The following is a 22,518-nucleotide window of genomic DNA, read 5'->3' as shown; positions in this document are numbered from 1 at the left end:
TGTTACCTCCTTTAGTTAAGAAAGCGTCATGCAAGAGCCAGGACCACCAGCAAAAGAAAGACCACAGCTTCCTTGTTCACGATATAAATCAGCAACTTGCTCGTGGTGAGATGTTGGAATAACAAAGCGATCTTTATATTTAGCGATTGCTAATAGGCGGTACATATCTTCTACATCTTCTTTTGTTAATCCAAGTTCTTTTAATACCATTTCATCTGGCTCTTTCTGAATTTGTAGTGCTCTCATATGTGCGCGCATCACAGCCATTTTTTTCAATGTAAGTCGAATATGGGATTCATCTCCAGCGGTAAGTAAATTCGCTAAATATTGAATTGGAATTCGCATATTATCAATTGCAGGGAAAATATCTGCTGCTTTCCAGTTGCTTCCTTTCCCTTCGACCATATTCATAATTGGGCTGAGCGGTGGAATATACCAAACCATTGGCATTGTTCTATATTCAGGATGAAGCGGAAGCGCGATTTTCCAATCGATAATCATTTTGTAAATTGGTGAATGTTGCGCTGCTTTTATCCATTCTTCAGGTATTCCTTGTTTTTTTGCTTCAGCAGCTACTTCCGGATCATTTGGATCTAAGAAAACAGTAAGTTGGGATTCATATAAGTCTTTTTCATTTTCTACGGAAGCGGCTTCTTTTACCTTATTAGCGTCATATAACATAACGCCAATGTAGCGTATGCGCCCTACGCATGTTTCAGAACAAATGGTAGGCATACCTGCCTCAATACGTGGGAAGCACATTGTACATTTTTCCGCTTTATTCGTTTGCCAGTTGAAATACACTTTTTTATAGGGACAAGAAGATACACAGAATCTCCAAGCACGGCATGCATTTTGGTCGACAAGAACAATTCCATCTTCTTCACGTTTATACATCGCACCGGATGGACAAGAAGAAACGCAAGACGGATTCATACAATGTTCGCAAATGCGAGGCAAATACATCATAAAGACGTTTTCAAAGTCCGTCTTAATATCTTCTTCCATTTTCTTTACATTCGGGTCTTGTAAGGCAGTGATATGTCCACCAGCTAAGTCATCTTCCCAGTTTGGTCCCCATTCAATTTTATCGATAAATTCGCCTGTAATTGCCGATTTTGGACGAGCTACTGGTTGATGTTTGCGCTGCGGGCTGTTTGTTAACGTTTCATAATCATAATTCCATGGCTCGAAATAATCATCGATTGTCGGTTGATCTGGATTATGAAAAATATTTAGTAGACGTTTCATTTTAGAACCAGATTTAAGCTGAAGTTCACCGTTCTTTAATTCCCAGCCGCCTTTATATATTTCTTGATTTTCCCATTGTTTTGGATAACCGATACCAGGCTTTGTTTCCACATTGTTGAAATACATATATTCAGCACCTGGACGATTTGTCCAGGTGTTTTTGCACGTTACACTACAAGTATGGCAGCCGATACATTTATCTAAGTTCATTACCATTCCGACTTGTGCTTTAATCTTCAAGCCAATCTACCTCCTTCAGTTTGCGGATGACGACGTTTAAGTCCCGCTGGTTACCCGTTGGACCATAATAGTTAAAGCCATAGCTTAATTGACCATATCCGCCAATCATATGAGTTGGTTTCACATGGATGCGCGTCGGACTATTATGCGTTCCACCACGGTTACTTGTTAATTTTGTACCAGGCACGTTAATATGACGGTCTTGTGCGTGATGCATAAAGGCCATTCCTCTCGGTATGCGATGTGTAACAACTGCGCGCGCTACAACAACCCCATTTCGATTGAAACATTCAATCCAGTCATTATCAGCTATACTAGCTTCAGCGGCGTCATCTTTATTCATCCAAACAGTTGGACCACCGCGGAATAGTGTTAACATTGGTAAGGAATCGAAGTACATGCTATGAATAGACCACTTATTATGCGGCGTTAAATAGTTTAGCGTAATTTCTTTTCCTTCTACTTCCGGACGTGATTTTTGGAACGGTTTATGTTGCAAGATTGGTTTAAATGTTGCCATTGTTTCGCCAAATTCTTTCATCATTTCGTGATCTAAGTAGAATGATTGTCGTCCTGTAATCGTTCTCCAAGGAATCAGACGTTCTACATTTGTTGTAAATGGTGAATAGCGGCGCCCCCCTTTTTCTGAACCAGTAAAGGCAGGAGAAGTAATGACTGTTTTTGGTTGTGCTGTAATTTGTTCGAATGTGAAACATTCTTCTTCGCGTTCTTCTGCTAAATCGCGTAATTTTAAATCTGTTTGTTTTTCAAGAGCCTCCCACGCTTTTACAGCCATATGACCATTAGTTGTTGAAGAAAGAGTAAGGACTGCTTCTGCCGCCTGGATTGCTTCTGTTATATTAGGGCATCCTTTTGCGATAGAATCAGTGCGGATGACTCCTAAGCGACTCTTTAACTGTTCATACTCTTTTTCTGCGGACCAAGAAATACCTTTTGTCCCAATTGGTTGTTTACCAGTATTTGGTCCAAGCGCAGTCATTTTGTCATAAAGTGTTTTATAATCACGCTCGACAACATGAATTTGCGGCATCGTTTTACCTGGAATTGGTTCACATTCCCCTTTGCTCCAGTCTTTAATCTTGCCAAGCGGCTGTGCTAATTCTTGCGGTGTATCGTGAAGAAGCGGAGTTGCAACCACTTCTTTTATTGGATCAAAATCAAGTTCTGTTGCTAATTTAGAGACCGCTTTTGCTAGAGAGCAGAAAATGTCCCAGTCGGAACGAGCTTCCCACGGTGAACCGATAGCTGGATTAAATGGATGTACAAATGGATGCATATCTGTACTACTTAAATCGTGTTTTTCATACCATGTTGAAGCCGGTAGAACAATATCGGAATAAAGTGCTGTCCCAGCCATACGGAAATCTAAGTTAACAAGTAAATCTAGTTTGCCTTCAGGGGCTTTTTCATGCCATTTTATTTCTTCTGGTCGCAATGAATCGCTATCATCGTTCATTAATCCATTTGTTGTACCGAGTAAATGTTTTAAGAAATATTCGTGACCTTTACCTGAACTTGAAATTAAGTTTGCACGCCATACAAATAAGTTGCGTGGGAAGTTGTTTTTGTTATCTGGGTCTTCAATGGCAAATTTCAGTTCTTTTTCTTTTAATTTCTGCGCTACATATTTTCCAATTTCTTCTTTTGTCGTTGCTCCATTAGCCACAGCTTCTTTATAAATTTCAATTCCATTCTTTTCGAAAGTCGGATAAGAAGGAAGCCAGCCGAGACGAGCTGCTAATACATTGTAATCACCATGGTGTTGATAGCGTGAGTTGCTGACAACTGGTGATGCTAAATGACCGACTGGTGTATCTTCATAACGCCACTGGTCTGTTACAAAATAGAAGAATGATGTCCCGTTTTGCAGCTTTGGAGGACCTTGCCAGTCTCTTGCCATCGCAATGGTTTGCCATCCTTCAGCTGGACGCAATTTTTCTTGCCCGACATAATGTGCCCAACCACCGCCGTTTACGCCTTGTGCTCCAACGAGAAGAACGAGGTTTAAAACAGCGCGATAAATCGTATCAGAGTTAAACCAATGGTTAATACCAGCACCGACAATAATCATGGAGCGACCATTTGTATCGATAGCGTTTTGAGCAAACTCACGAGCAATTTGAATGACTAAGTCTCGTTTTACACCTGTAATGTTTTCTTGCCATGCTGGTGTAAATGGAATCGAATCATGAAAGTCTTTTGGCTCTTGCCCGCCAAGTCCACGGTTTACGCCGTAGTTAGCTAATGTTAAATCGTACACAGTTGTAACGAAAACATCACCATCTCGTGTTTTCATTTTCTTCACTGGAATTGTTCGTTCTAGTATTTGATTCCCTTCATCAGAGAAGTATGGAATCTGTACAGTACCAACGGCATCTTCCATGCCAAGTAAAGAAAGGCGCGGATTAATTTTTTCTCCCGTTTGCTCATCTTCTAAGCGCAAGTTCCATTTCTTCTCGTTATCCCAACGGGAGCCCATTGTGCCGTGAGGAGTAGCAAAATCATTCGTGTTATCATTCCAAAGAACAGGCTTCCATTCGCCATGCTTTGTTTCACGGCCAATATCACTTGCATGTAAGAATCGATCTGCTATGAATTGGTTTCCTTGTTGTTTTAATGTGACGAAGAACGGGAAATCAGTATATTGTTTTGCATAATTTGTGAAGTATTCCACTTGTTTGTCCACATAAAATTCTTGTAAAATGACGTGCCCCATTGCCATCGCAAGCGCGCCATCTGTCCCTTGTTTTACGCTCATCCAGTCATCAGCAAATTTTGTAGATTCAGCAAAGTCAGGACTTACGGAAACGACTTTTGTTCCCTTATAACGCACTTCAGCTAAGAAGTGAGCATCTGGCGTTCTTGTCATTGGTACATTTGAACCCCATGTCATAATGTAACCAGAGTTGTACCAATCACTACTTTCTGGCACATCCGTTTGATCACCCCAAATTTGTGGAGAAGCGGGTGGGAGGTCAGCATACCAATCATAGAAGCTAAGCATAGGTCCGCCCATTAGCTGCATAAAGCGGCTACCAGCAGCATGACTTAACATAGACATGGCTGGAATTGGTGAGAAACCAACGTTTCGATCGGGACCATATTTCATTACTGTATATAGTAAGGAGGTTGCAACAAGCTGCAATACTTCATCCCAGTTCGCACGAATGAATCCACCTTTACCGCGTGCACTTTTATAAGTGCGAGCTTTTTCAGGATTTTCTACAATGCTTTTCCAAGCGTCTAATGGTGATGCATGATTTTGAAGTTCTTCTTTCCACATATTCCAAAGGACGCCGCGTACATATGGATATTTCACGCGAAGTGGACTATAAATATACCAAGAAAAGCTTGCACCGCGCGGACAACCACGAGGCTCAAAATCCGGCATATCAGGGCCAGTAGTTGGATAATTTAATTCTTGTCCTTCCCAAGTTACAATTCCATCTTTTACATAAATGTTCCAACTACAAGAGCCAGTACAGTTTACTCCATGTGTAGAACGGATGACTTTATCATGTTGCCATCTTTTGCGATAGACGTTTTCCCATTCACGATCTTCATATGTTTCTTGTGTATGGTTCTCGTTATAGCGATCTATTGGCGAAAAATATTTTAAACGTTTCATGAATGCTGAAGATTTCTTTTTCATACTGCTCACTCCTTTAATACCTCTCGTTTTCTTATCTTCACTATAAGAGAAGGGCATAAATAGGGATGTGATATCTATCACAGTTCAACAGATTGTCAAAAATCAAAATGTAATCTTTTTCGTAAAAATGTGGTGTTTTTCACATTTCATTATGTGTTTTTCGTGTAGAGTGAAGGAGAAAAGAAAAAGTAGCCTCTCAAATAGAGAGACTACTCAATACTACAAATAGAAGAGGGGCAATCTTCACAAGAAATTTCACATTTTAAAAATTGTAAATTATGAATTGTGATTTTTCCTTTCTGAATAGAAAGGATTCCTTGTTTTTTTAATTCATTTAACATACGGTTGACACTTTCGCGTGAAGTAGCACAGAAGTTAGCAAGTTCTTGATTTGTTAAAGGTAAATCAATCAAGATACCATTTTCTTTTAAAATACCGTAACTATTTGTCATACGAATGAGTGTAGAATATAAAGCTCCTTTTTTTCCATGCAATACTAAATCACGAAATTTTGTTTGCATTCTTCTTAGATGTTCACTAATCCATTTCATAAATTCAAACGCAAGAGCTGGCTTTTGAAGCAGTGCTTTTTCTAAGGCATCTCGTTTTATTACACCAATCTCAACTTCTTCGAGACATTTTGCATTTAATAAATACTTTGCATGATCTGCAAATAGTGTTAATTCACCGATAATATCATCCTTTGAACAAATGCGAAGTGTTAACTCTTGTCCATCAGCGCTAATTTTACTAATTTGTACTTTTCCAGATCGAATGATATAGAGTTCTTTTGCTTCTATACCTTCTTGAAAAATATAGCTTCCTTTGCTGACTTTCATTTTATATTCAACAGATGCAAGTAGTTCTTTTAAATCATTTGATAATGCCGTACGATTTGTCACAGCAATCACCTTTCTTTTTCAAGCAGTCTATCCTTTATTGTGAGTGTAAGTATGATGAAAATGCAAGTAATATTTCCTATATAGTATAAGAAATAAGTTCATTTTTATATAAAGAAGTAGATGTTTCATGCGAACATCTGTTAAGTATAATAATATAGGAAGTTCTTGATTATTTAATCTGTTTTTTTGATACTCGTTTTTTTATATGCTTATTTAAAAAATCACGAAAATTTTTAGTAGTGGATGACTGATAAAGAGCATTACTATAATTATGATTTCATTCAATAAATAGACAGTATTTACCTTGAGACAGTTTGTTTCAAGGTTTTTTTGTGGGGAATTTTTCTTTCAATGTGAACAAATTACGAACGGATTTGTGAAGAATTTTTGAATGGTGCACATGATGTGAGAAATATCACAACAAATATTAGATTACTTGATTATGATGAAGGCAAATAAAATATGAAAAGCAAACAAAGAACACGAGCTAAAACATCGCAGTTCAAAAATATATTATAATAGAATGAAGAAAGATAGGAATGAAGCAAAAAGGAGGGGTGACGATGCACGAGAAGGTGAGAGATTCTTTCGAGCGCCCGCTTCAAGACTTACGGATTTCAGTTATAGATCGCTGTAATTTTAGATGCACATATTGTATGCCGGCCGAAGTATTTGGACCAGATTATGCCTTTTTACAAGAAGAATTTTTACTTACATTTGATGAGATTGAAAGATTAGCAAAATTATTTGTTGGCATGGGTGTAAAGAAAATTAGACTTACAGGCGGAGAACCATTACTCCGAAAAGATTTACCGAAGCTGATTAAGCGTCTGGCAAGTCTTGATGGTATAACGGATATTGGGCTAACAACAAATGGTATCCATTTGACAAAACAAGCAAAAGCATTAAAGGAAGCGGGCTTACAACGAGTAAACGTTAGTTTGGATGCGATAGAAGATCATGTATTTCAGAAAATAAATGGACGGAATATTAGTACGAAACCTGTGTTAAAAGGGATTATAGCTGCTAAAGAAGCTGGTCTTGAAGTAAAGGTAAATATGGTTGTGAAAAAAGGAATGAATGATAGTCAAGTTCTTCCAATGGCTACTTATTTTAAAGAACAGGAAATACCGCTTCGTTTTATTGAATTTATGGATGTTGGGAGTACGAACGGATGGAATTTCGAACAGGTAGTTACAAAACAAGAATTAATTGAGATGATTGGCAATGTATACCCGATTGAACCCGCTGAACCACAATATTTCGGAGAGGTCGCAAAGCGTTATCGTTATATAGGAAGTGATGTGGAAGTTGGATTTATCACTTCTGTTTCTGAATCATTCTGTTCTTCATGTACAAGAGCGCGAATTTCAGCTGATGGAAAGTTTTATACGTGTTTGTTTGCGACAGAAGGTACGGATTTAAGAGCGTTGCTGAGAACAAATTGTTCTGATAATGAGTTATTACAAGTTATGCAAGATGTATGGAGATATCGAAAAGACCGATATTCTGATGAGCGGACGGAAGAAAGCGCGAAAAATCGTGCAAAAATTGAAATGTCTTATATTGGAGGATAAAAAGGGGGGAAAACATTGCAGGAACGTTATTCAAGGCAAATATTATTTCCAAGTATTGGTGAAGCTGGACAAAGGAAAATAAGAGAAAAGCATGTATTGCTTATTGGTGCTGGCGCTCTTGGTGCTGCCAATGCTGAAGCACTTGTTAGGGCAGGAATCGGAAAACTGACCATTGCGGATCGAGATTATGTCGAGTGGAGCAATTTGCAGCGGCAGCAATTATATACAGAAGAAGATGCAAAGCAATGTAAGCCAAAGGCAATTGCAGCTGCAGAACATTTACAGAAGATTAATTCTGAAGTTGAGATTATTCCAGTTGTGACAGATGTGGCGATACAAGAAATGGAAGAATTCATACAAGATGTAGATTTAATAGTAGATGCAACAGATAATTTTGATACGCGTCTTCTTATTAATGATATTTCACAAAAATATAATGTACCTTGGATATATGGAGGATGTGTTGGAAGTTATGGCGTAACGTATACAATTATTCCAGGAAAAACACCGTGCTTCCGCTGTTTGATGGAGCATCCGACAAGTGGTGCCACATGCGATACAGCCGGGATAATACAGCCGGCAGTACAAATGGTCGTTGCACATCAAGTAACCGAGGCTTTAAAAATATTAGTAGAAGATTTTGGAGCGCTTCGGGAGACAATGCTGTCATTTGATGTTTGGAATAATCAGCATATGGCATTTAAAGTGAATAGGCAGAAAAAAGACAGCTGTCCGTCCTGTGGGAAGTTACGTACGTACCCAAGTTTGGCATTTGAATCTCAAATGAAAACCGAAGTATTATGTGGACGAAATACGGTTCAAATCCGTCCTGGCGTTTCGAAATCTCTTAATCTAGAAGACATTAAAAAGCGCTTACAAAAAAGCGTGGATATTCAAGTAACACCGTACTTACTATCTTTTTTCATTGAGGAGTATCGTTTTGTTCTCTTTAAGGACGGTAGAGCATTTGTTCATGGGACAAATGATAAGGCAGAAGCGAAGCGATTATATACGAGGTATATAGGCTAAACCTAAAGGCAACCTTTAGGTTTAGCGGATGGCATTGTATTTATGAATGTCGAAGATAGTCGCCGCTTTTTCCTCCTGTTTTTTCGAGAAGATATGTTTCGCCGATAATCATTCCTTTATCGACAGCTTTACACATATCATACACGGTAAGAGCGGTCATAGAAGCGGCTGTTAAAGCTTCCATTTCAACGCCTGTACTTCCTTCTGTTTTTACTTTTACTTCAATAAGTAAACGATATTGTTTTTTTTCTTGTTTCCAATCAAAGGAAACATCGACTCCTTTTAAAAGTAAGGGATGGCACATTGGAATAACATCGGAAGTACGTTTCGCCGCCATAATACCAGCGATTTGAGCGACGCCTAGTACATCTCCTTTCCCAATTTCATGATGGGAGATTTTATCATAAATTTCTTTTGTCACAAGGATGCTAGAACAAGCAATTGCAGTGCGCACTGTTACTTTTTTATCGCTAATATCGACCATCTTAGCGCGGCCTTGATCATTAAAATGAGTAAATGAAGACATAGAATTCCTCCTTGAAGTAATTGCTAGTATGATTAGCATTGTACAATATAAAGTGTAATCAAGATGTGATATTTTGCAAACAGGGGTGAAAAAAATGCTAGAAAAACGAGTACCAATTCCAGTTGCTGAAGCAGTAAAGAGAGTGATGAAATATGCTCAGCGCGGTGAAATAGAAGAGACGATTCTTATGGAGAGTTATGGAAGAGTACTTGGAGAAGATGTTGTAGCTGATCACGATGTACCTCACTTCAATCGTTCTCCTTATGATGGATTCGCAATTCGGGCAGAAGATACGAAAGAGGCAAGTCAAAGTAATCCAATTGAATTTAAAGTAGTGGGAGAGATTGGAGCAGGTTCTGTTTTTCAAGGAGAAGTGAAGGCATTTGAAGCTGTTCGAATTATGACAGGAGCAGCGATTCCAGAAGGATGTAATACTGTTGTTATGTTAGAGTTAACAGAAAGCTTTAAAAGAGATGGCAAAACATATATGAAGTTAAAGCGTTCTTTCCAAGCAGGAGATAATGTGTCATTTAAAGGTGAAGATATAAAGAAAAATCATGTGCTTGTGAAAAAAGGAACGACAATAAATCCAGGTGTGGCAGCGTTATTAGCAACGTTTGGATACAGTTCCGTTCATGTTGTAAAACAACCAGTTGTGGGAATTATTACGACTGGAAGTGAACTGTTAGAAGTGCATGAACCACTTGAACCGGGAAAAATTCGAAATAGTAATTCCTATATGATCGCAGCTCAAATTGCGAAAGCAGGCGGAAAAGTGCGGTATTATGGGCAACTTGCAGATAAATTGGATGCCTGTTATGAAGCTATGAAAGCGGCGCTGGATGAAGTTGATATTTTAATTACAACCGGCGGTGTTTCAGTAGGGGATTATGACTATTTACCTGCTATTTATGAACGATTACAGGCGAATGTACTATTTAATAAGGTTGCCATGAGACCAGGTAGTGTAACAACAGTAGCGGAAGTGGGAGGAAAGCTGTTATTCGGATTATCAGGTAATCCATCGGCTTGCTATGTTGGATTCGAATTATTCGTTTACCCAGTTATACAAACGTATCTTTATGCAAAGGAACCACATGTATATCGCGCGGATGCCGTTTTGCAAAAAGATTTCCCAAAAGCAAATCCATTCACACGTTTTGTAAGGGGGAAAGTAAGTGTTGCAAATGGTATGTTACATGCAACTCCGGTAGGGGTGGATAAGTCGAGTGCAGTATCGTCTCTTGCAGAGGCAAATGCATTCATTGTATTACCAGGAGGAACGCGAGGGTTCGAAACAGGTATGACCGTCTCTGTTCTACTGCTTGATTCGAGTCAAGGAAGTGAATGGCCATGGGCAGAGCCACTCCAATCTTACAAATAGTAGGGTATCAAAATAGTGGGAAAACAACATTAATGGAGAAGTTAGTTCATGCTTTTTCAAACGAAGGAAGGAAAGTTGCTACGATTAAGCATCATGGTCATGGTGGGTTTCCTGAACTTCCGCAAAAAGATAGTGAACGGCATAGACAAGCTGGTGCAGTCGTAAGTGGTGTAGAAGGAGCTGGGTTGTTATCTATTTCAGCACTTCGTAATCATTGGGTATTAAAGGATGTAATTCAGTTATATGAATTCTTTGCAGTAGATCTCATTTTAATAGAAGGATATAAAACAGAATCATATCCGAAAGTTGTCTTACTTCGTTCGCTAGATGATATGTCTTTATTGGAACAAGTAGATAACATAAAAGCTGTGATTGCTTGGGATGAAGCGATTTTACAGTTACAAAAAACATATAAAATATTTCATATAACAGATGCCGATTCTTATATGAAATGGCTTGTAGAAATGGTAAGGGGTGCAAAATGATATATACGTATTATGAAGTAATTGATACACCGATTTCAATTGAAGAAGTAACAAATAAAGTGATTAGCCGAGAATGCGGCGCAGTAACAACCTTTATTGGGACCGTTAGGGAATTTACGAAAGGGCGCCGTACATTATATTTAGAGTATGTCGCTTATAAAACAATGGCTGAAAAAATGCTTGCAAAAATTGGTGCGGAAGTGAAAGAAAAATGGCCGGGGACACATGTTGCGATTACGCATCGCACTGGTACCCTTCAAATTTCTGATATCGCAGTTGTTGTTGCGGTGTCAACACCGCATCGAAAAGCTGCTTATGAAGCGAATGAATATATTATGGAACGAATCAAACAAATTGTACCCATTTGGAAAAAAGAATTTTGGGAAGATGGCGATTCGTGGATTGGTGATCAATTAGAAAGAGTATCGTATCCAGATGGAGAACCGGGAAAGGAGCTGGAATCATGATTCAAGTATTATTGTTCGCGAATTTGCAAGAAGAAGCTGGAACAAGTGAACTGAAAATAGAATGTGACAATATAACAGTTACAGAGTTAAAACAGTTGCTTGTAAAAGAGTATCATTTATCAGTTGACCAGCAAATTATGGTTGCAATTAATGAAGAATATGCAAATGATACGGATACAATTCAGGCGGGCGATGTTGTCGCACTTATTCCACCTGTAAGTGGAGGTTGATTTTTTCCAGTCTAATCACGAGATTGCGTGATTAGACTGGAGGGAATGAATATAAAATTGTGAAATATTGAACAAATTAGGAGGCGGAAAAGATGAGAAGTCCGAATTTTCAGTTAGGATTACAAACTTCTAATCTTATTATTGGTTTTATGGTATGGGTGATTTTATCTTCGTTAATGCCATTTATTAAAACAGATATTACGTTAACGGCAGGACAAATCTCCCTTGTAACAGCAGTACCTGTTATTTTAGGATCGGTGCTTCGAATACCAATTGGGTATTGGACAAACCGATATGGAGCAAGAAAATTATTCTTTATCAGTTTTATTATTTTACTATTCCCTGTTTTTTATGTTAGTATTGCAAACTCTATGATGGACTTAATTATTGGTGGCCTATTCGTAGGGATTGGTGGCGCTGTATTTTCTGTAGGTGTGACGTCATTACCGAAATATTATCCGAAAGAACGTCACGGTTTTGTAAATGGTATTTATGGGGCAGGAAATGCAGGAACAGCAGTTACTTCTTTTTTAGCACCAGTCATTGCAAGTTCATTTGGTTGGAGAGCAACTGTACAGTCATTTTTAATTTTATTAGCATTATTTGCGTTATTAAATTTCTTATTAGGGGATCGCAACGAAAGAAAAGTGAATACACCATTACTGGAACAATTAAAAGGTGTGTATAAAAACGAGAAACTTTGGTTCTTATGTATTTTCTATTTCTTAACGTTTGGATCATTTGTTGCCTTTACAGTGTACTTACCAAACTTTTTAGTGTCTCACTTTGGATTAGAAAAAGTCGATGCAGGTATGAGAACAGCTGGATTTATTGTATTAGCAACAATTATGCGCCCGATAGGTGGTTGGCTTGGTGATAAGTTTAATCCATTTAAAATTTTAATCTTTGTATTTATTGGATTGACATTATCGGGTATTATTTTATCATTTATGCCAAGCATGAATGTCTATACATTTGGTTGTTTACTCGTTGCATTTTGTGCAGGAATTGGAAATGGTACAGTCTTTAAACTTGTACCGATGTATTTTTCTAAGCAAGCAGGGGTTGTAAATGGACTTGTGGCAGCATTAGGTGGATTAGGTGGATTTTTCCCTCCGCTTATTTTAACAGTACTGTTCCAATTAACAGGTCATTATGCAATTGGATTTATGGCACTTTCAGAAGTAGCACTTGCTTGTCTCATTATTACAGTTTGGATGTATAGTCAAGAAAAGTTATTGCTTATGTTAAATCATAAATAATTCCATTGTTTGAAAAAGAGAGCAGCATGGTTTCAGTTGAAAAACTAGAAGCCTGCTGTTTTTTGTATTGTTTTAAAAGATTGAGGGGAATATAAAGGATACAAAATGTTATAGATTTTAGCATAGAAAGGTTTGGGAAAATGGATATCTTTTTAGCGATTTTACCTGCGTTATTTTGGGGAAGTATTGTACTTTTTAATGTGAAACTTGGCGGAGGCCCATATAGTCAAACGCTCGGAACAACATTAGGCGCACTTATTTTTTCGATAGGTATTTATATCTTTGTACAACCAGTGCTAACACCGGTAGTGATTGGTGTAGGAATTGTATCGGGATTATTTTGGGCGCTCGGGCAAGCGAATCAATTAAAAAGTATTGATTTGCTGGGCGTTTCGAAAACAATGCCGATTTCAACAGGGATGCAATTAGTCGCGACAACTTTATTTGGAGTTTTAATTTTTCGTGAATGGTCAACAACCGTATCTATTGTATTAGGTATTCTTGCAATCATTTGTATCATTGTTGGGATTGTTTTGACATCACTTCAAAGTGAAGAAGAAAAGAATGAAGCGCATGCAGGAAATTTTAAAAAAGGAATTATAATTTTACTCGTTTCAACTTTCGGTTACTTAGTATATGTCGTAGTTATACGCTTATTTCATGTAAATGGATGGTCGGCTTTATTGCCGCAAGCAATTGGAATGGTAATAGGCGGTATTTTACTAACATTTCGGCATAAGCCATTTAATAAATATGCAATTCGAAATATCATTCCAGGCCTAATTTGGGCAGCTGGAAATATGTTTTTATTTATTTCACAACCACGCGTAGGAGTAGCAACTAGTTTTTCTCTTTCACAAATGGGAATTGTGATTTCAACTTTAGGTGGAATTTTTATATTAGGTGAAAAGAAGACAAAGCGTCAATTTATTGCAATTATCATTGGGATTCTTTTCATTATTGCAGCTGGAATTATGCTAGGAATTGCAAAAGGGTAAGAAGTGTATTGGTAATATTATGAAATCGGAATAAACGTAAACATGATCAAACCCCCACTGATTCAAGTTTCGCTTTATATGTAACATTGCATAAGGCTATGATTGATCGTGATGGTATACTGAAACTGCTCAATATTTTTCATCAATTATTAGGTTGGAAACGTAACGTCTTATGAAATGTAAATCATGTATAAACTTAGAAAAAAAGAAGAGACGCTTAGATGAGCGTCTCTTCTTTTTTTCTAAGTTGAAACTTTAGGATATTTATGATTAGCAATAATTTTTGCGCAAAAAAAAAAGCGTTTGACTATGTTTGCGTTGTAGATGTGTATTTTATTAATGATTAATCGTATTTCGTAAGAAATCGGTTGCTTGATTTTCGGAAACATCTTGAACAAGTGCGACTTCACTAATTAAGATTCTGCGTGCATTGTCTAACATTTGTTTTTCACTCGCGTTTAATGTTCGTTCTTTATTGCGGTGGAGTAAATCACGTACGACTTCAGCTCCGTCTACAAAATCACCGCTCTTCATCTTTTCCATATTTAATGTATATCTTTGTTTCCATGAGAGTGATTCGTCTGGTTCTCCGTTATGAACGTCAACTAAAGCGTGACTTAATGTTGTTTGATCCACGACATAACGTATGCCAGAATCTTGAACTTTATCCATAGGAATCATTACTTGCATATCGCTAATCACCATGTGTATAACGCAATATTGACGTGTCGTACCTAACACTTCTTTATCTTCAATCGCCTCAATGATTCCAGCTCCATGCATAGGGTAAACAATTTTATCACCAATTTGAAACAAATCATCCACCTCCAGATGTTGTAACTAGTTTTAGTATAACATAAATGTTTTTAAAAAGTCAAATTTTATATAATACCATATTGATTAGTTGTTGGTCAATAGGAAGGTGGCTTTTTTGAGGAAGAACGAAGAGATAGAGGGAGGATATGATGGAGTAAATACAAGGCATATCCACTTAAAAGGAAGCATAAAATGTAAAATCGTTAATACAATATACCTAAATCCGTTCTTTATTAAAGGAGGGAGAAAAGGTGAGACGCACAATTAAAATCGATATTACAAATCATGTAGTAGCTAAATTTAAAGCAGATTACTTGGAATTATATACAAATAAATTTATGATAGGTAAATTTTATGTCAATACTGAAGAGAAACAGTATGTGTTAGAAGACGGATATGTACATGAAGGTGGAAAATTTTATCGCATCATAGATACGCACCGTGGCAATCATTTAGTGGCGGAGAGCTGCGATCTAGGACGGTGTTCAAATGATTCGCGTGAAAGTATTTGATGAAAGTCATGAAAAAGATTTAGAAGATGCTGTGAATGTTTTTTTAAAGAAATTGAATGATGAACAACTGATAGATATTAAATATCAAGTTGGGGTTTCAATTAATGATGATGAAAATCAAATTTATTGTTTTTCTGCAATGATCGTCTATAAAACATAAAAAAGAGCTGGAGTTTTCCAGCTCTTTTTTATGTTTTTAAGTAGGGACGACATGTGTGGGTAAAGTATTCATAATAGATGGAGTTGCTTTAGTGTTTGCTTCTGGTAAAACAACTTCCTCAGTTTTGGCATCATGTACGTTTTTACACATACCTAGGTGATAACGTTCACCTAAAAAAGGATCGATGTAAAAACCATTTTTAAATATTTTATCATTGTTACTTTTTTTTAGATGGATTTCAGAACAACTAATGCAGTAGTACATAACTTTCCTCTCCTTTATTTTATAGTGAATTTTTATAGCTGATTGAAAAAAAGAACAAGTAGTAGATGCAGATTCTCGCCAAATTGTCGTGTTCAAAATGTTGAGGAAGTACTACCTGTTCATAGAGCAATATAAGTTGTGGGCGTACCTTCACAATTATATTTGTTTGCTTATTAATCCCATGGGAAGGAGGAGAGACTAAAAGCAAGTAAGGTAGATTGATCATTCACGCATCGTAAATGATGCGTGAGGTTTTTCTTTTTTATTTACCTTTGTGAGCATATTATGAGGAAATGTTGAGAGTGTGTTTGTCCTGTTGAAAAAATGTTGAGAGTTTCTCAACAGTCTAAAATGCATATTGTTGACATGAAACCAAAAAGTGTTATATTGTATAAAATGAAACCAAAAGGTGTTACATTTTGGAGTTACATAAAGGAGAGAGAAAATGAAACAAAAAGATATGGTACAAGATATTGTACAGACCGCTATTTTTCATGCGCCAATTCAAAAAGTATGGGATAAAGTATCGACTGCTGAAGGGGTTGCCGCTTGGTTTATGCCAAATAACCTTGAACCAAAGGTAGAACATGAATTTCATGTACAATCGCCTTTTGGACCATCACCGTGTAAAGTATTAGAAATTGATGAACCGAATCGTTTCATTTTTTCATGGGATACAGATGGTTGGATTGTTTCGTTTATTTTGAAAGACTTAGGAGATAAAACAGAATTTACTCTTATTCATAGTGGATGGAAACAACCTGAGGAGACAATTGCAAAAGCAAATGAAAAAGTATCTGTTATTCGTGATAGAATGGCTGGTGGCTGGGTAGCGATTGTAAATGAAAAACTGAAAAAGGTTGTTGAGGGATAGATGTCTTCCTCAGCGGTAAAATATGATGTATTTCAAGCAATTGCTGACCCAACACGCCGAGAAGTCCTTCGTTTACTAACTGAAGAAGAGTTGTCAATTTCGAAAATAGCTGCTCACTTTTCGATAAGCCGAACAGCTGTGGTAAAGCATCTTCATATTCTTTCAGAGGCAAATTTAGTAAGTGGAAGGAAGAGCGGACGAGAAAAAATATATTGTTTGCATCCGGAACCGTTAGCTGAAATACGTGAATGGCTCTCGTATTATGAACAATTTTGGAATAACAAATTGTCCATGCTGAAATATATAGTTGAAAATGAAGAGTAAAAAAAGAGGATGACCGCGGAAGGTCATCCTCGCTTTATTATTCACTTGTTTGCGGAGCTGGTTTTAATAGAAGCCAACCAATAATGAATGTAAACACCGCCAATATGAAAGTGCCCATATAAATAACGTGTACACTAGAAGCTAATGCTTCCTGTGACTTTGTTATTATATTTGTTGCTCCCCCGTGTCCACCTGAGACGAGATTAACGCTTTGCATTCCTTGTTTATGGATCATTGTATTAAAAATAGTTCCAAAGATAGCGGCTCCTAATGTTTGGCTAAATGTATTGATGAATGTATTTAAACCAACTGCTGTACCTCGTGTACGGGCAGGAACTGCTGCTTGGATTGTGACCATATAAATCGGTGTAATAAGTCCCATTCCTAAACCGAACAGCCCTACTGCTATATAAATAAGAAATGATGGTGAGTGAGTTGATAACGTAAATAATAGGAATGTAGCAACGGATAAGATGCTAGCTCCAATTAAAATGATTTGTTTCGTTTGTAACTTACCAACTAAATTGCCAGAAAAAATGGAGCCAAATGTCCATAAAACAGGAATTGGCATTAAAATAAGTCCAGCTTCTGTTGCATTTTTTCCTAATACACCTTGGCTCCAAATCGGAAGGTACATCGTAATACTAATAATCATTGCACCTGCAATAAGTGTTAATAGGTTTACAGTTGATAATGTGCGGTTCGAAAAAAGTGTTAAAGGAATTAATGGTTCAGGAGATTTCTTTTCCACAAATAAGAAAAGAATAAATGCAATAGCGGCACCGATTAGTAGGCCGATAATCGTGATATCTCCCCAGTTTTGCTTACTACTTCCTGTTAAAAGTGCGTATAGTAAAGCGATTGTACCTAGTGAAAAAATCGTTGCCCCAGCGTAATCGATATGATGTTTTGCTGATTGAACAGATTCTTTGTAGGAAATTACAATCATGAAGCAGGCAAGAATTCCAAATGGCACATTTAAGAAGAAAATATAGCGCCAAGAAAGGGAATCTACTAAAAAGCCTCCCACTAATGGCCCAACAACACCAGAAACGCCCCAAACAGCACTCATCCAACCTTGTGCTTTTGCACGCTCTTTTGCCTCACTATATAAGTCTCCAATAATTGTCATCGTAATTGGCATAACGGCGCCAGCTCCGATACCTTGAAGCGCACGAAAAATAATTAATTGTTCCATTGATGTAACAATTCCGCAAAGCGCAGAACCGATTAAGAAAATTGTTGCACCAATAAGAAGTACTTTCTTTCTACCAAATAAGTCTGCTAGCTTTCCGTAAATTGGCGTGGAAACTGCTGTTGCTAACATATAAATGGCATATACCCAGCTAACAAGTTCGACGCCGGATAAGTCGCTTGTTATGCGGGGGATAGCTGTACTGACAATCGTTCCTTCCACAGCGGAAAGAAACGTCATTAACATTAAAGATATCATGACTTTTTTTCTCATATGTTTTCCCCTTTGTTACAATTATTCAACATTATAAAATATAAAGGTACTAAGCTATAGAAAGCAACAAAAAAGAAACAGGAAGTCTGTTTCTTTTTTGCTGAAGAGAGCTAGCTTATCGGTAATTTGACAAAGAATATCCGTGTACTTGATGATAAAAGACGGCGTTCCTTAATGCATGTTTCTTTCTAGAATGGCGCGTTGTCCTGCTGTCATTCCAGCAATTCGACCGGTAACGAGGGCAGATGTAATATTGTAGCCACCTGTATATCCGTGAATATCAAGAATTTCTCCGCAAAAATAAAGACCGTTCATTAATTTTGAAGCCATTTCTTTCGGATAAATTTCTTTAACGGAAACACCACCACCTGTCACAAATGCTTTTTCAATAGGTTGCGTCCCATTTACTGTAAAGGTGAACTCTTTAAATTCTTTTGCAAGTGCTCGGATTTTTTCGTGAGATACTTGCCCTGCTTGCTGACTCCCATCAATTTCATTGCGCTCTAATAAAAATAAGAAGTATCGTTCTGGTACGAAACCTTTTAGCACATTTTTGATGCCCTTTTTCGGTTCTTCCTTAATTTGTTTCATCATGCGCTGGAAGAGTTGTTCATTATTTTCATCAGGTAATGCATCGATGCTCATTTGAATGTGATTTGTTTTAAATTTTTTCAGTGCTTTTACAACAAACTGGCTACAGCGAAGAGCGGCCGGTCCAGAGATACCGAAATGTGTAAATAACATATCCATTTTATGAGAGATAATTGTCTTTCCTTTCGGATTTAAAACGCTAAGGTTGACATCGCGAAGTGCAAGACCTTGCAGCGTACGATCCTGAATGAATGGTTCATTTGAAAGAATAGGTACTTCTGTTGGAAAGAGTTCGGTAATAGTATGTCCTGCTTTATTGGCCCAAGCGTACCCATCTCCAGTTGAGCCGGTATGAGGAACGGATTTTCCGCCCACAGCAATAACAACATGATTTGTTTCTAAAATTTCTCCTGTTTTCAGAACGACAGCTTTCGTTTGACTATTTTCATATTCAACGGTTTCAACAGGTGTATCTGTACGAGTTTTCACACCTAATTCTTTTAATCGTGCTAATAAAGCATCGACAACAGACTGCGCTTTATTGGAGGCAGGGAACATGCGTCCGTGATCTTCTTCTTTCAGTTTGACGCCAAGATTTTCGAAGAATGTAATAATATCTTCATTATTAAAGATAGAAAAAGCACTGTATAAAAAGCGTCCGTTTCCTGGAATATGCTTAACAATTTCATCAAGTGGCAAACGGTTTGTTACATTGCAACGTCCACCGCCAGAAATTGCAAGTTTGCGCCCTAATTTATTTCCTTTATCAAGAAGTAGGACGCGTGCGCCTTCTTCAGCAGCGCCAATTGCCGCCATCAGTCCGGAAGGGCCTCCTCCGATGACAATAACATCATAATGCATAATAATCGACCTCATTTTCTACATTTCCTGCCTAAAAGAATAGCATGTTTTTAAAGAAAAGAAAAATACAGTGAGATGATGTTTCAACGAAGATTGTGGTACAATACAAAGGTTAGAGTTCAGCGTTATCATATGTAGGAGGATTTATTTATGTCCGATTCAAAATTTCTGCGCGGAACGCTTATTGTGACGTTAGGGACATTTCTCGTAAAGTTCTTAGGCATGATTTATGTCTTTCCATTTCATGCATTAGTAGGCACAGAAGGCGGAACGCTCTATACATATGGATACATTCCATATACAATCTTTTTAAGTATCGCAACGGCAGGGGTGCCGCTTGCAGTTTCAAAATTTGTTTCCAAATACAATGCGCTTGGCGATTATAAAACAAGTAGACGAATGTTCCGCTCGGGAATGGTTATGATGATTGTAACAGGCCTGCTTTCGTTCTTAGTTCTCTATATAAGCGCACCTTTATTTGCCGAAGCAATGCTTGGTAAACAAAGTATACACAGTAGTGTAGAAGAGGTTACAATGATTATTCGTCTTGTAAGTTTTGCGCTCATTGTTGTACCAGCAGCAAGTTTAATTCGTGGTTATTTTCAAGGGCATCAATCAATGGGGCCAACGACAATTTCGCAAATTATTGAACAAATTATCCGCATCGTTTTCTTATTAGTGGGTAGTTTCATTGTTATTAAAATAATAGGTGGATCTGTGGCGACAGCGGTTGGTGTAGCGACTTTTGCAGCATTTGTTTCCGCTGTTGGAGCGCTTGGTGTACTCATATGGTACTGGTTGAAACGTAAAAAGCATCTTGATCAATATTTAATCGAACAAACAGTGCCGGAATCAACGGTAAGTACGGTTCAATTGTTTAAAGAGTTATTTGCTTATGCAATTCCATATGTCGTCATTGGTTTAACAATTCCTTTATATCAACAAATTGATACGTTGACATTTAATGCGATTATGCAAGCAATTGGACAAGGAGATATTGCAGAGCGAGCACTTGGGATTTTTACAATGTGGACGCACAAATTAATTATGATCCCTGTTTCACTTGCGACAGCTTTTAGCTTAACGCTTGTGCCGGCAATTACGAAATCATTTACAGAAAAACAATTCCGCTATTTAAAATTACAGATTACACAAACATTTCAAGCAAACATGTTTTTGACATTACCGGCAGTTGTAGGAATTTCGATACTGGCATATCCGATTTACACTGCATTTTATGAGGCAGACCCGCTTGGTGGACAAGTGTTAATGTGGTACGCACCAGTTGCATTACTTTTTGCTTTATTTACAGTAACGGCAGCGATTCTGCAAGGGATTAACCAACAAAAACATGCAATTATTGCCCTTGTGATGGGGGTTATCTTGAAGTTTTTATGCAATGTCATTTTTATTCGCTACTTCGGAACCGTTGGAGCTATTTTAGCAACAGGTGTAGGATTCTTAGCTTCCATTTGGTATACAAACAAACAAATTCGAAGATATGCACATTACTCATTTGACGTTGTTTATAAAAGAACGTTTCAAATTGCAGTGTTAACACTTGTGATGGTTGTTGTTGTGAAACTATCACAAGGAATTCTCTCCTTTATCATTTCATCTGAAAGTCGTATGGGAGCGCTTGTTACTACCATAATTTGTGCGTGCATTGGCGGACTTGTTTATGGATATTTAGCAATTCGTACAGGTGTACTTGAAAGAGTATTTGGTGGGGAAGCATTAGAAAAGATTCAGCGTAAACTTGGCAGTAAATTAAAAATAAAAATGAAATCAAAAGGGGCGTAAGTAGCGTCCTTTTTCTATGATAAATAAAGAAGGTGATTGAATGCGATTAGATAAATTATTAGCAAATATGGGATATGGGAGTAGGAAAGAAGTAAAAAAATTATTGAAAGACGGCGTCGTAAAGATTGACGGAAAACCAGTCAAAGATGCAAAGTTTCATGTGAATATAGAAAAGCAAGAAGTTACAATTTATGGTGAAGTTGTTGAATATAAAGAGTTTGTTTATTTAATGATGCATAAACCACAAGGGGTCATTTCTGCAACAGAAGATGACCATCATGAAACGGTTGTTGATCTACTGGAATTTGAAGATGCAATCTTTAATCCGTTTCCAGTTGGAAGACTTGATATTGATACAGAAGGTTTGCTGTTATTAACAAATGACGGAAAGTTGACGCATCAGCTCCTATCACCGAAAAAGCATGTGCCGAAAAAATATTATGCACATATAGAAGGGGTAGTTACAGAAAAAGATGTGGAAGACTTTGCAAAAGGTGTTATTTTAGATGATGGCTATGAAACAAAGCCTGGCGAACTAATAATTTTAAACAGCGATGATATATCTGAAATTGAGCTTGTAATTACAGAAGGTAAATTCCATCAAGTAAAGCGCATGTTTGAAGCTGTTGGAAAAAAAGTTGTCTACTTGAAGAGAGTAGAGATGGGACCTTTAATGCTAGATGAGGAATTAGAACTTGGGCAATACCGTGAGTTAACAGATGAAGAGGTTGAAATGTTAAAAATGTATCAAGTGCAACACGAAAATCAAGAGTGATACCGATTTCAAGGTGCAGAAAGAACCCCTTTCTAAATGAATAGAA

General features: G+C 37.4%; 22 protein-coding genes. 14 read left to right on the top strand and 8 right to left on the bottom strand.

Features of this window, described 5'->3' with window-relative positions; genetic code table 11:
- Positions 1-15: 15 nt before the first annotated feature.
- The 3 genes from narH to MR063_RS04795 all read right to left on the bottom strand — a co-directional run bounded on the left by narH (position 16) and on the right by MR063_RS04795 (position 6,066).
- The gene (narH, locus tag MR063_RS04805) at positions 16-1,491 is read right to left on the bottom strand and encodes a nitrate reductase subunit beta (RefSeq protein ID WP_242194473.1); all 1,476 of its coding nucleotides are present in this window, start codon (positions 1,489-1,491) and stop codon (positions 16-18) included.
- Positions 1,481-5,164: a nitrate reductase subunit alpha gene (locus MR063_RS04800; RefSeq protein WP_242194469.1), complete on the bottom strand. Its 3,684-nt coding sequence runs from the start codon at positions 5,162-5,164 to the stop codon at positions 1,481-1,483. The genes narH and MR063_RS04800 overlap by 11 nt, the downstream gene beginning before the upstream one ends.
- A gap of 209 nt (positions 5,165-5,373) precedes the next feature.
- Positions 5,374-6,066 carry a Crp/Fnr family transcriptional regulator gene (locus tag MR063_RS04795; RefSeq protein ID WP_242144200.1) on the bottom strand — a complete coding sequence of 231 codons (693 nt, stop codon included), beginning with the start codon at positions 6,064-6,066 and terminating at the stop codon, positions 5,374-5,376.
- Positions 6,067-6,629: 563 nt separating this feature from the next.
- On the opposite strand from MR063_RS04795, the gene moaA reads away from it, so the two are divergent.
- The gene (moaA, locus tag MR063_RS04790) at positions 6,630-7,643 is read left to right on the top strand and encodes a GTP 3',8-cyclase MoaA (protein ID WP_242194467.1); all 1,014 of its coding nucleotides are present in this window, start codon (positions 6,630-6,632) and stop codon (positions 7,641-7,643) included.
- Positions 7,644-7,658: 15 nt separating this feature from the next.
- A complete protein-coding gene (locus MR063_RS04785; RefSeq protein ID WP_242194463.1) occupies positions 7,659-8,672 on the top strand; it encodes a molybdopterin-synthase adenylyltransferase MoeB in 1,014 nt (337 codons plus the stop codon).
- Between the two features lie 40 nt (positions 8,673-8,712).
- Here MR063_RS04785 and moaC read toward each other — a convergent pair whose 3' ends face one another.
- Positions 8,713-9,198 carry a cyclic pyranopterin monophosphate synthase MoaC gene (gene moaC / locus MR063_RS04780; protein ID WP_242194447.1) on the bottom strand — a complete coding sequence of 162 codons (486 nt, stop codon included), beginning with the start codon at positions 9,196-9,198 and terminating at the stop codon, positions 8,713-8,715.
- 94 nt (positions 9,199-9,292) lie between these two features.
- On the opposite strand from moaC, the gene MR063_RS04775 reads away from it, so the two are divergent.
- From MR063_RS04775 to MR063_RS04750, 6 genes are all read left to right on the top strand, one after another.
- Entirely contained in the window at positions 9,293-10,582 is a 1,290-nt protein-coding gene (locus MR063_RS04775) for a molybdopterin molybdotransferase MoeA (protein WP_242194443.1), read from the top strand.
- Positions 10,546-11,067, top strand: coding sequence for a molybdopterin-guanine dinucleotide biosynthesis protein B (gene mobB, locus MR063_RS04770; protein ID WP_242194440.1), 522 nt, complete (start codon positions 10,546-10,548; stop codon positions 11,065-11,067). Before MR063_RS04775 ends, mobB begins: the two co-directional genes overlap by 37 nt.
- The gene (locus tag MR063_RS04765; protein WP_242194421.1) at positions 11,064-11,534 is read left to right on the top strand and encodes a molybdenum cofactor biosynthesis protein MoaE; all 471 of its coding nucleotides are present in this window, start codon (positions 11,064-11,066) and stop codon (positions 11,532-11,534) included. Before mobB ends, MR063_RS04765 begins: the two co-directional genes overlap by 4 nt.
- Positions 11,531-11,764, top strand: coding sequence for a molybdopterin converting factor subunit 1 (gene moaD / locus MR063_RS04760; RefSeq protein ID WP_242194400.1), 234 nt, complete (start codon positions 11,531-11,533; stop codon positions 11,762-11,764). Before MR063_RS04765 ends, moaD begins: the two co-directional genes overlap by 4 nt.
- Positions 11,765-11,856: 92 nt before the next feature.
- Positions 11,857-13,026 carry a nitrate/nitrite transporter gene (locus MR063_RS04755; protein ID WP_242194380.1) on the top strand — a complete coding sequence of 390 codons (1,170 nt, stop codon included), beginning with the start codon at positions 11,857-11,859 and terminating at the stop codon, positions 13,024-13,026.
- Positions 13,027-13,166: 140 nt separating this feature from the next.
- Positions 13,167-14,024 carry a RhaT/GlcU family sugar-proton symporter gene (locus MR063_RS04750; RefSeq protein WP_242144191.1) on the top strand — a complete coding sequence of 286 codons (858 nt, stop codon included), beginning with the start codon at positions 13,167-13,169 and terminating at the stop codon, positions 14,022-14,024.
- A gap of 336 nt (positions 14,025-14,360) precedes the next feature.
- Here MR063_RS04750 and MR063_RS04745 read toward each other — a convergent pair whose 3' ends face one another.
- On the bottom strand, positions 14,361-14,840 hold the full coding sequence (locus tag MR063_RS04745) for a CarD family transcriptional regulator (protein ID WP_242144190.1): 480 nt from the start codon (positions 14,838-14,840) through the stop codon (positions 14,361-14,363).
- A 251-nt stretch (positions 14,841-15,091) separates the two neighbouring features.
- On the opposite strand from MR063_RS04745, the gene MR063_RS04740 reads away from it, so the two are divergent.
- Together MR063_RS04740 and MR063_RS04735 are read left to right on the top strand one after the other, a co-directional pair.
- Positions 15,092-15,352 carry a DUF2553 family protein gene (locus MR063_RS04740; RefSeq protein WP_242144189.1) on the top strand — a complete coding sequence of 87 codons (261 nt, stop codon included), beginning with the start codon at positions 15,092-15,094 and terminating at the stop codon, positions 15,350-15,352.
- The gene (locus tag MR063_RS04735; protein ID WP_012095843.1) at positions 15,330-15,512 is read left to right on the top strand and encodes a sporulation protein Cse60; all 183 of its coding nucleotides are present in this window, start codon (positions 15,330-15,332) and stop codon (positions 15,510-15,512) included. The genes MR063_RS04740 and MR063_RS04735 overlap by 23 nt, the downstream gene beginning before the upstream one ends.
- 36 nt (positions 15,513-15,548) lie before the next feature.
- Here the strand turns inward: MR063_RS04735 and MR063_RS04730 are convergent, their stop codons facing one another.
- Positions 15,549-15,776: a DUF3973 domain-containing protein gene (locus tag MR063_RS04730; protein WP_242144188.1), complete on the bottom strand. Its 228-nt coding sequence runs from the start codon at positions 15,774-15,776 to the stop codon at positions 15,549-15,551.
- 445 nt (positions 15,777-16,221) lie between these two features.
- On the opposite strand from MR063_RS04730, the gene MR063_RS04725 reads away from it, so the two are divergent.
- Together MR063_RS04725 and MR063_RS04720 are read left to right on the top strand one after the other, a co-directional pair.
- Entirely contained in the window at positions 16,222-16,650 is a 429-nt protein-coding gene (locus MR063_RS04725; RefSeq protein WP_242194360.1) for an SRPBCC family protein, read from the top strand.
- On the top strand, positions 16,651-16,974 hold the full coding sequence (locus tag MR063_RS04720; RefSeq protein ID WP_242194326.1) for an ArsR/SmtB family transcription factor: 324 nt from the start codon (positions 16,651-16,653) through the stop codon (positions 16,972-16,974).
- A gap of 37 nt (positions 16,975-17,011) precedes the next feature.
- On the opposite strand, the gene MR063_RS04715 is transcribed toward MR063_RS04720, so the two are convergent.
- Positions 17,012-18,442, bottom strand: a complete 1,431-nt coding sequence (locus MR063_RS04715; protein WP_242144185.1) for an MDR family MFS transporter — start codon at positions 18,440-18,442, stop codon at positions 17,012-17,014.
- A 171-nt stretch (positions 18,443-18,613) separates the two neighbouring features.
- The gene (locus tag MR063_RS04710; protein WP_242194900.1) at positions 18,614-19,894 is read right to left on the bottom strand and encodes a BaiN/RdsA family NAD(P)/FAD-dependent oxidoreductase; all 1,281 of its coding nucleotides are present in this window, start codon (positions 19,892-19,894) and stop codon (positions 18,614-18,616) included.
- A 150-nt stretch (positions 19,895-20,044) separates the two neighbouring features.
- Between MR063_RS04710 and MR063_RS04705 the strand changes: the two genes are divergently transcribed.
- Both MR063_RS04705 and MR063_RS04700 read left to right on the top strand, forming a co-directional pair.
- Positions 20,045-21,697 (top strand): putative polysaccharide biosynthesis protein, encoded by a 1,653-nt coding sequence (locus tag MR063_RS04705; RefSeq protein ID WP_242194323.1) that lies wholly within the window; start codon positions 20,045-20,047, stop codon positions 21,695-21,697.
- A 40-nt stretch (positions 21,698-21,737) separates the two neighbouring features.
- Entirely contained in the window at positions 21,738-22,472 is a 735-nt protein-coding gene (locus MR063_RS04700; RefSeq protein ID WP_242194308.1) for a pseudouridine synthase, read from the top strand.
- Positions 22,473-22,518: the final 46 nt, after the last annotated feature.

The sequence above is a fragment of the Bacillus cereus group sp. BfR-BA-01492 genome (genome assembly GCF_022662815.1).
GTDB classification, from domain to species: domain Bacteria; phylum Bacillota; class Bacilli; order Bacillales; family Bacillaceae_G; genus Bacillus_A; species Bacillus_A cereus_BD.
Note: the sequence above shows the minus strand (reverse complement) of the source record. Positions and strands in the feature narration are given on the sequence as shown.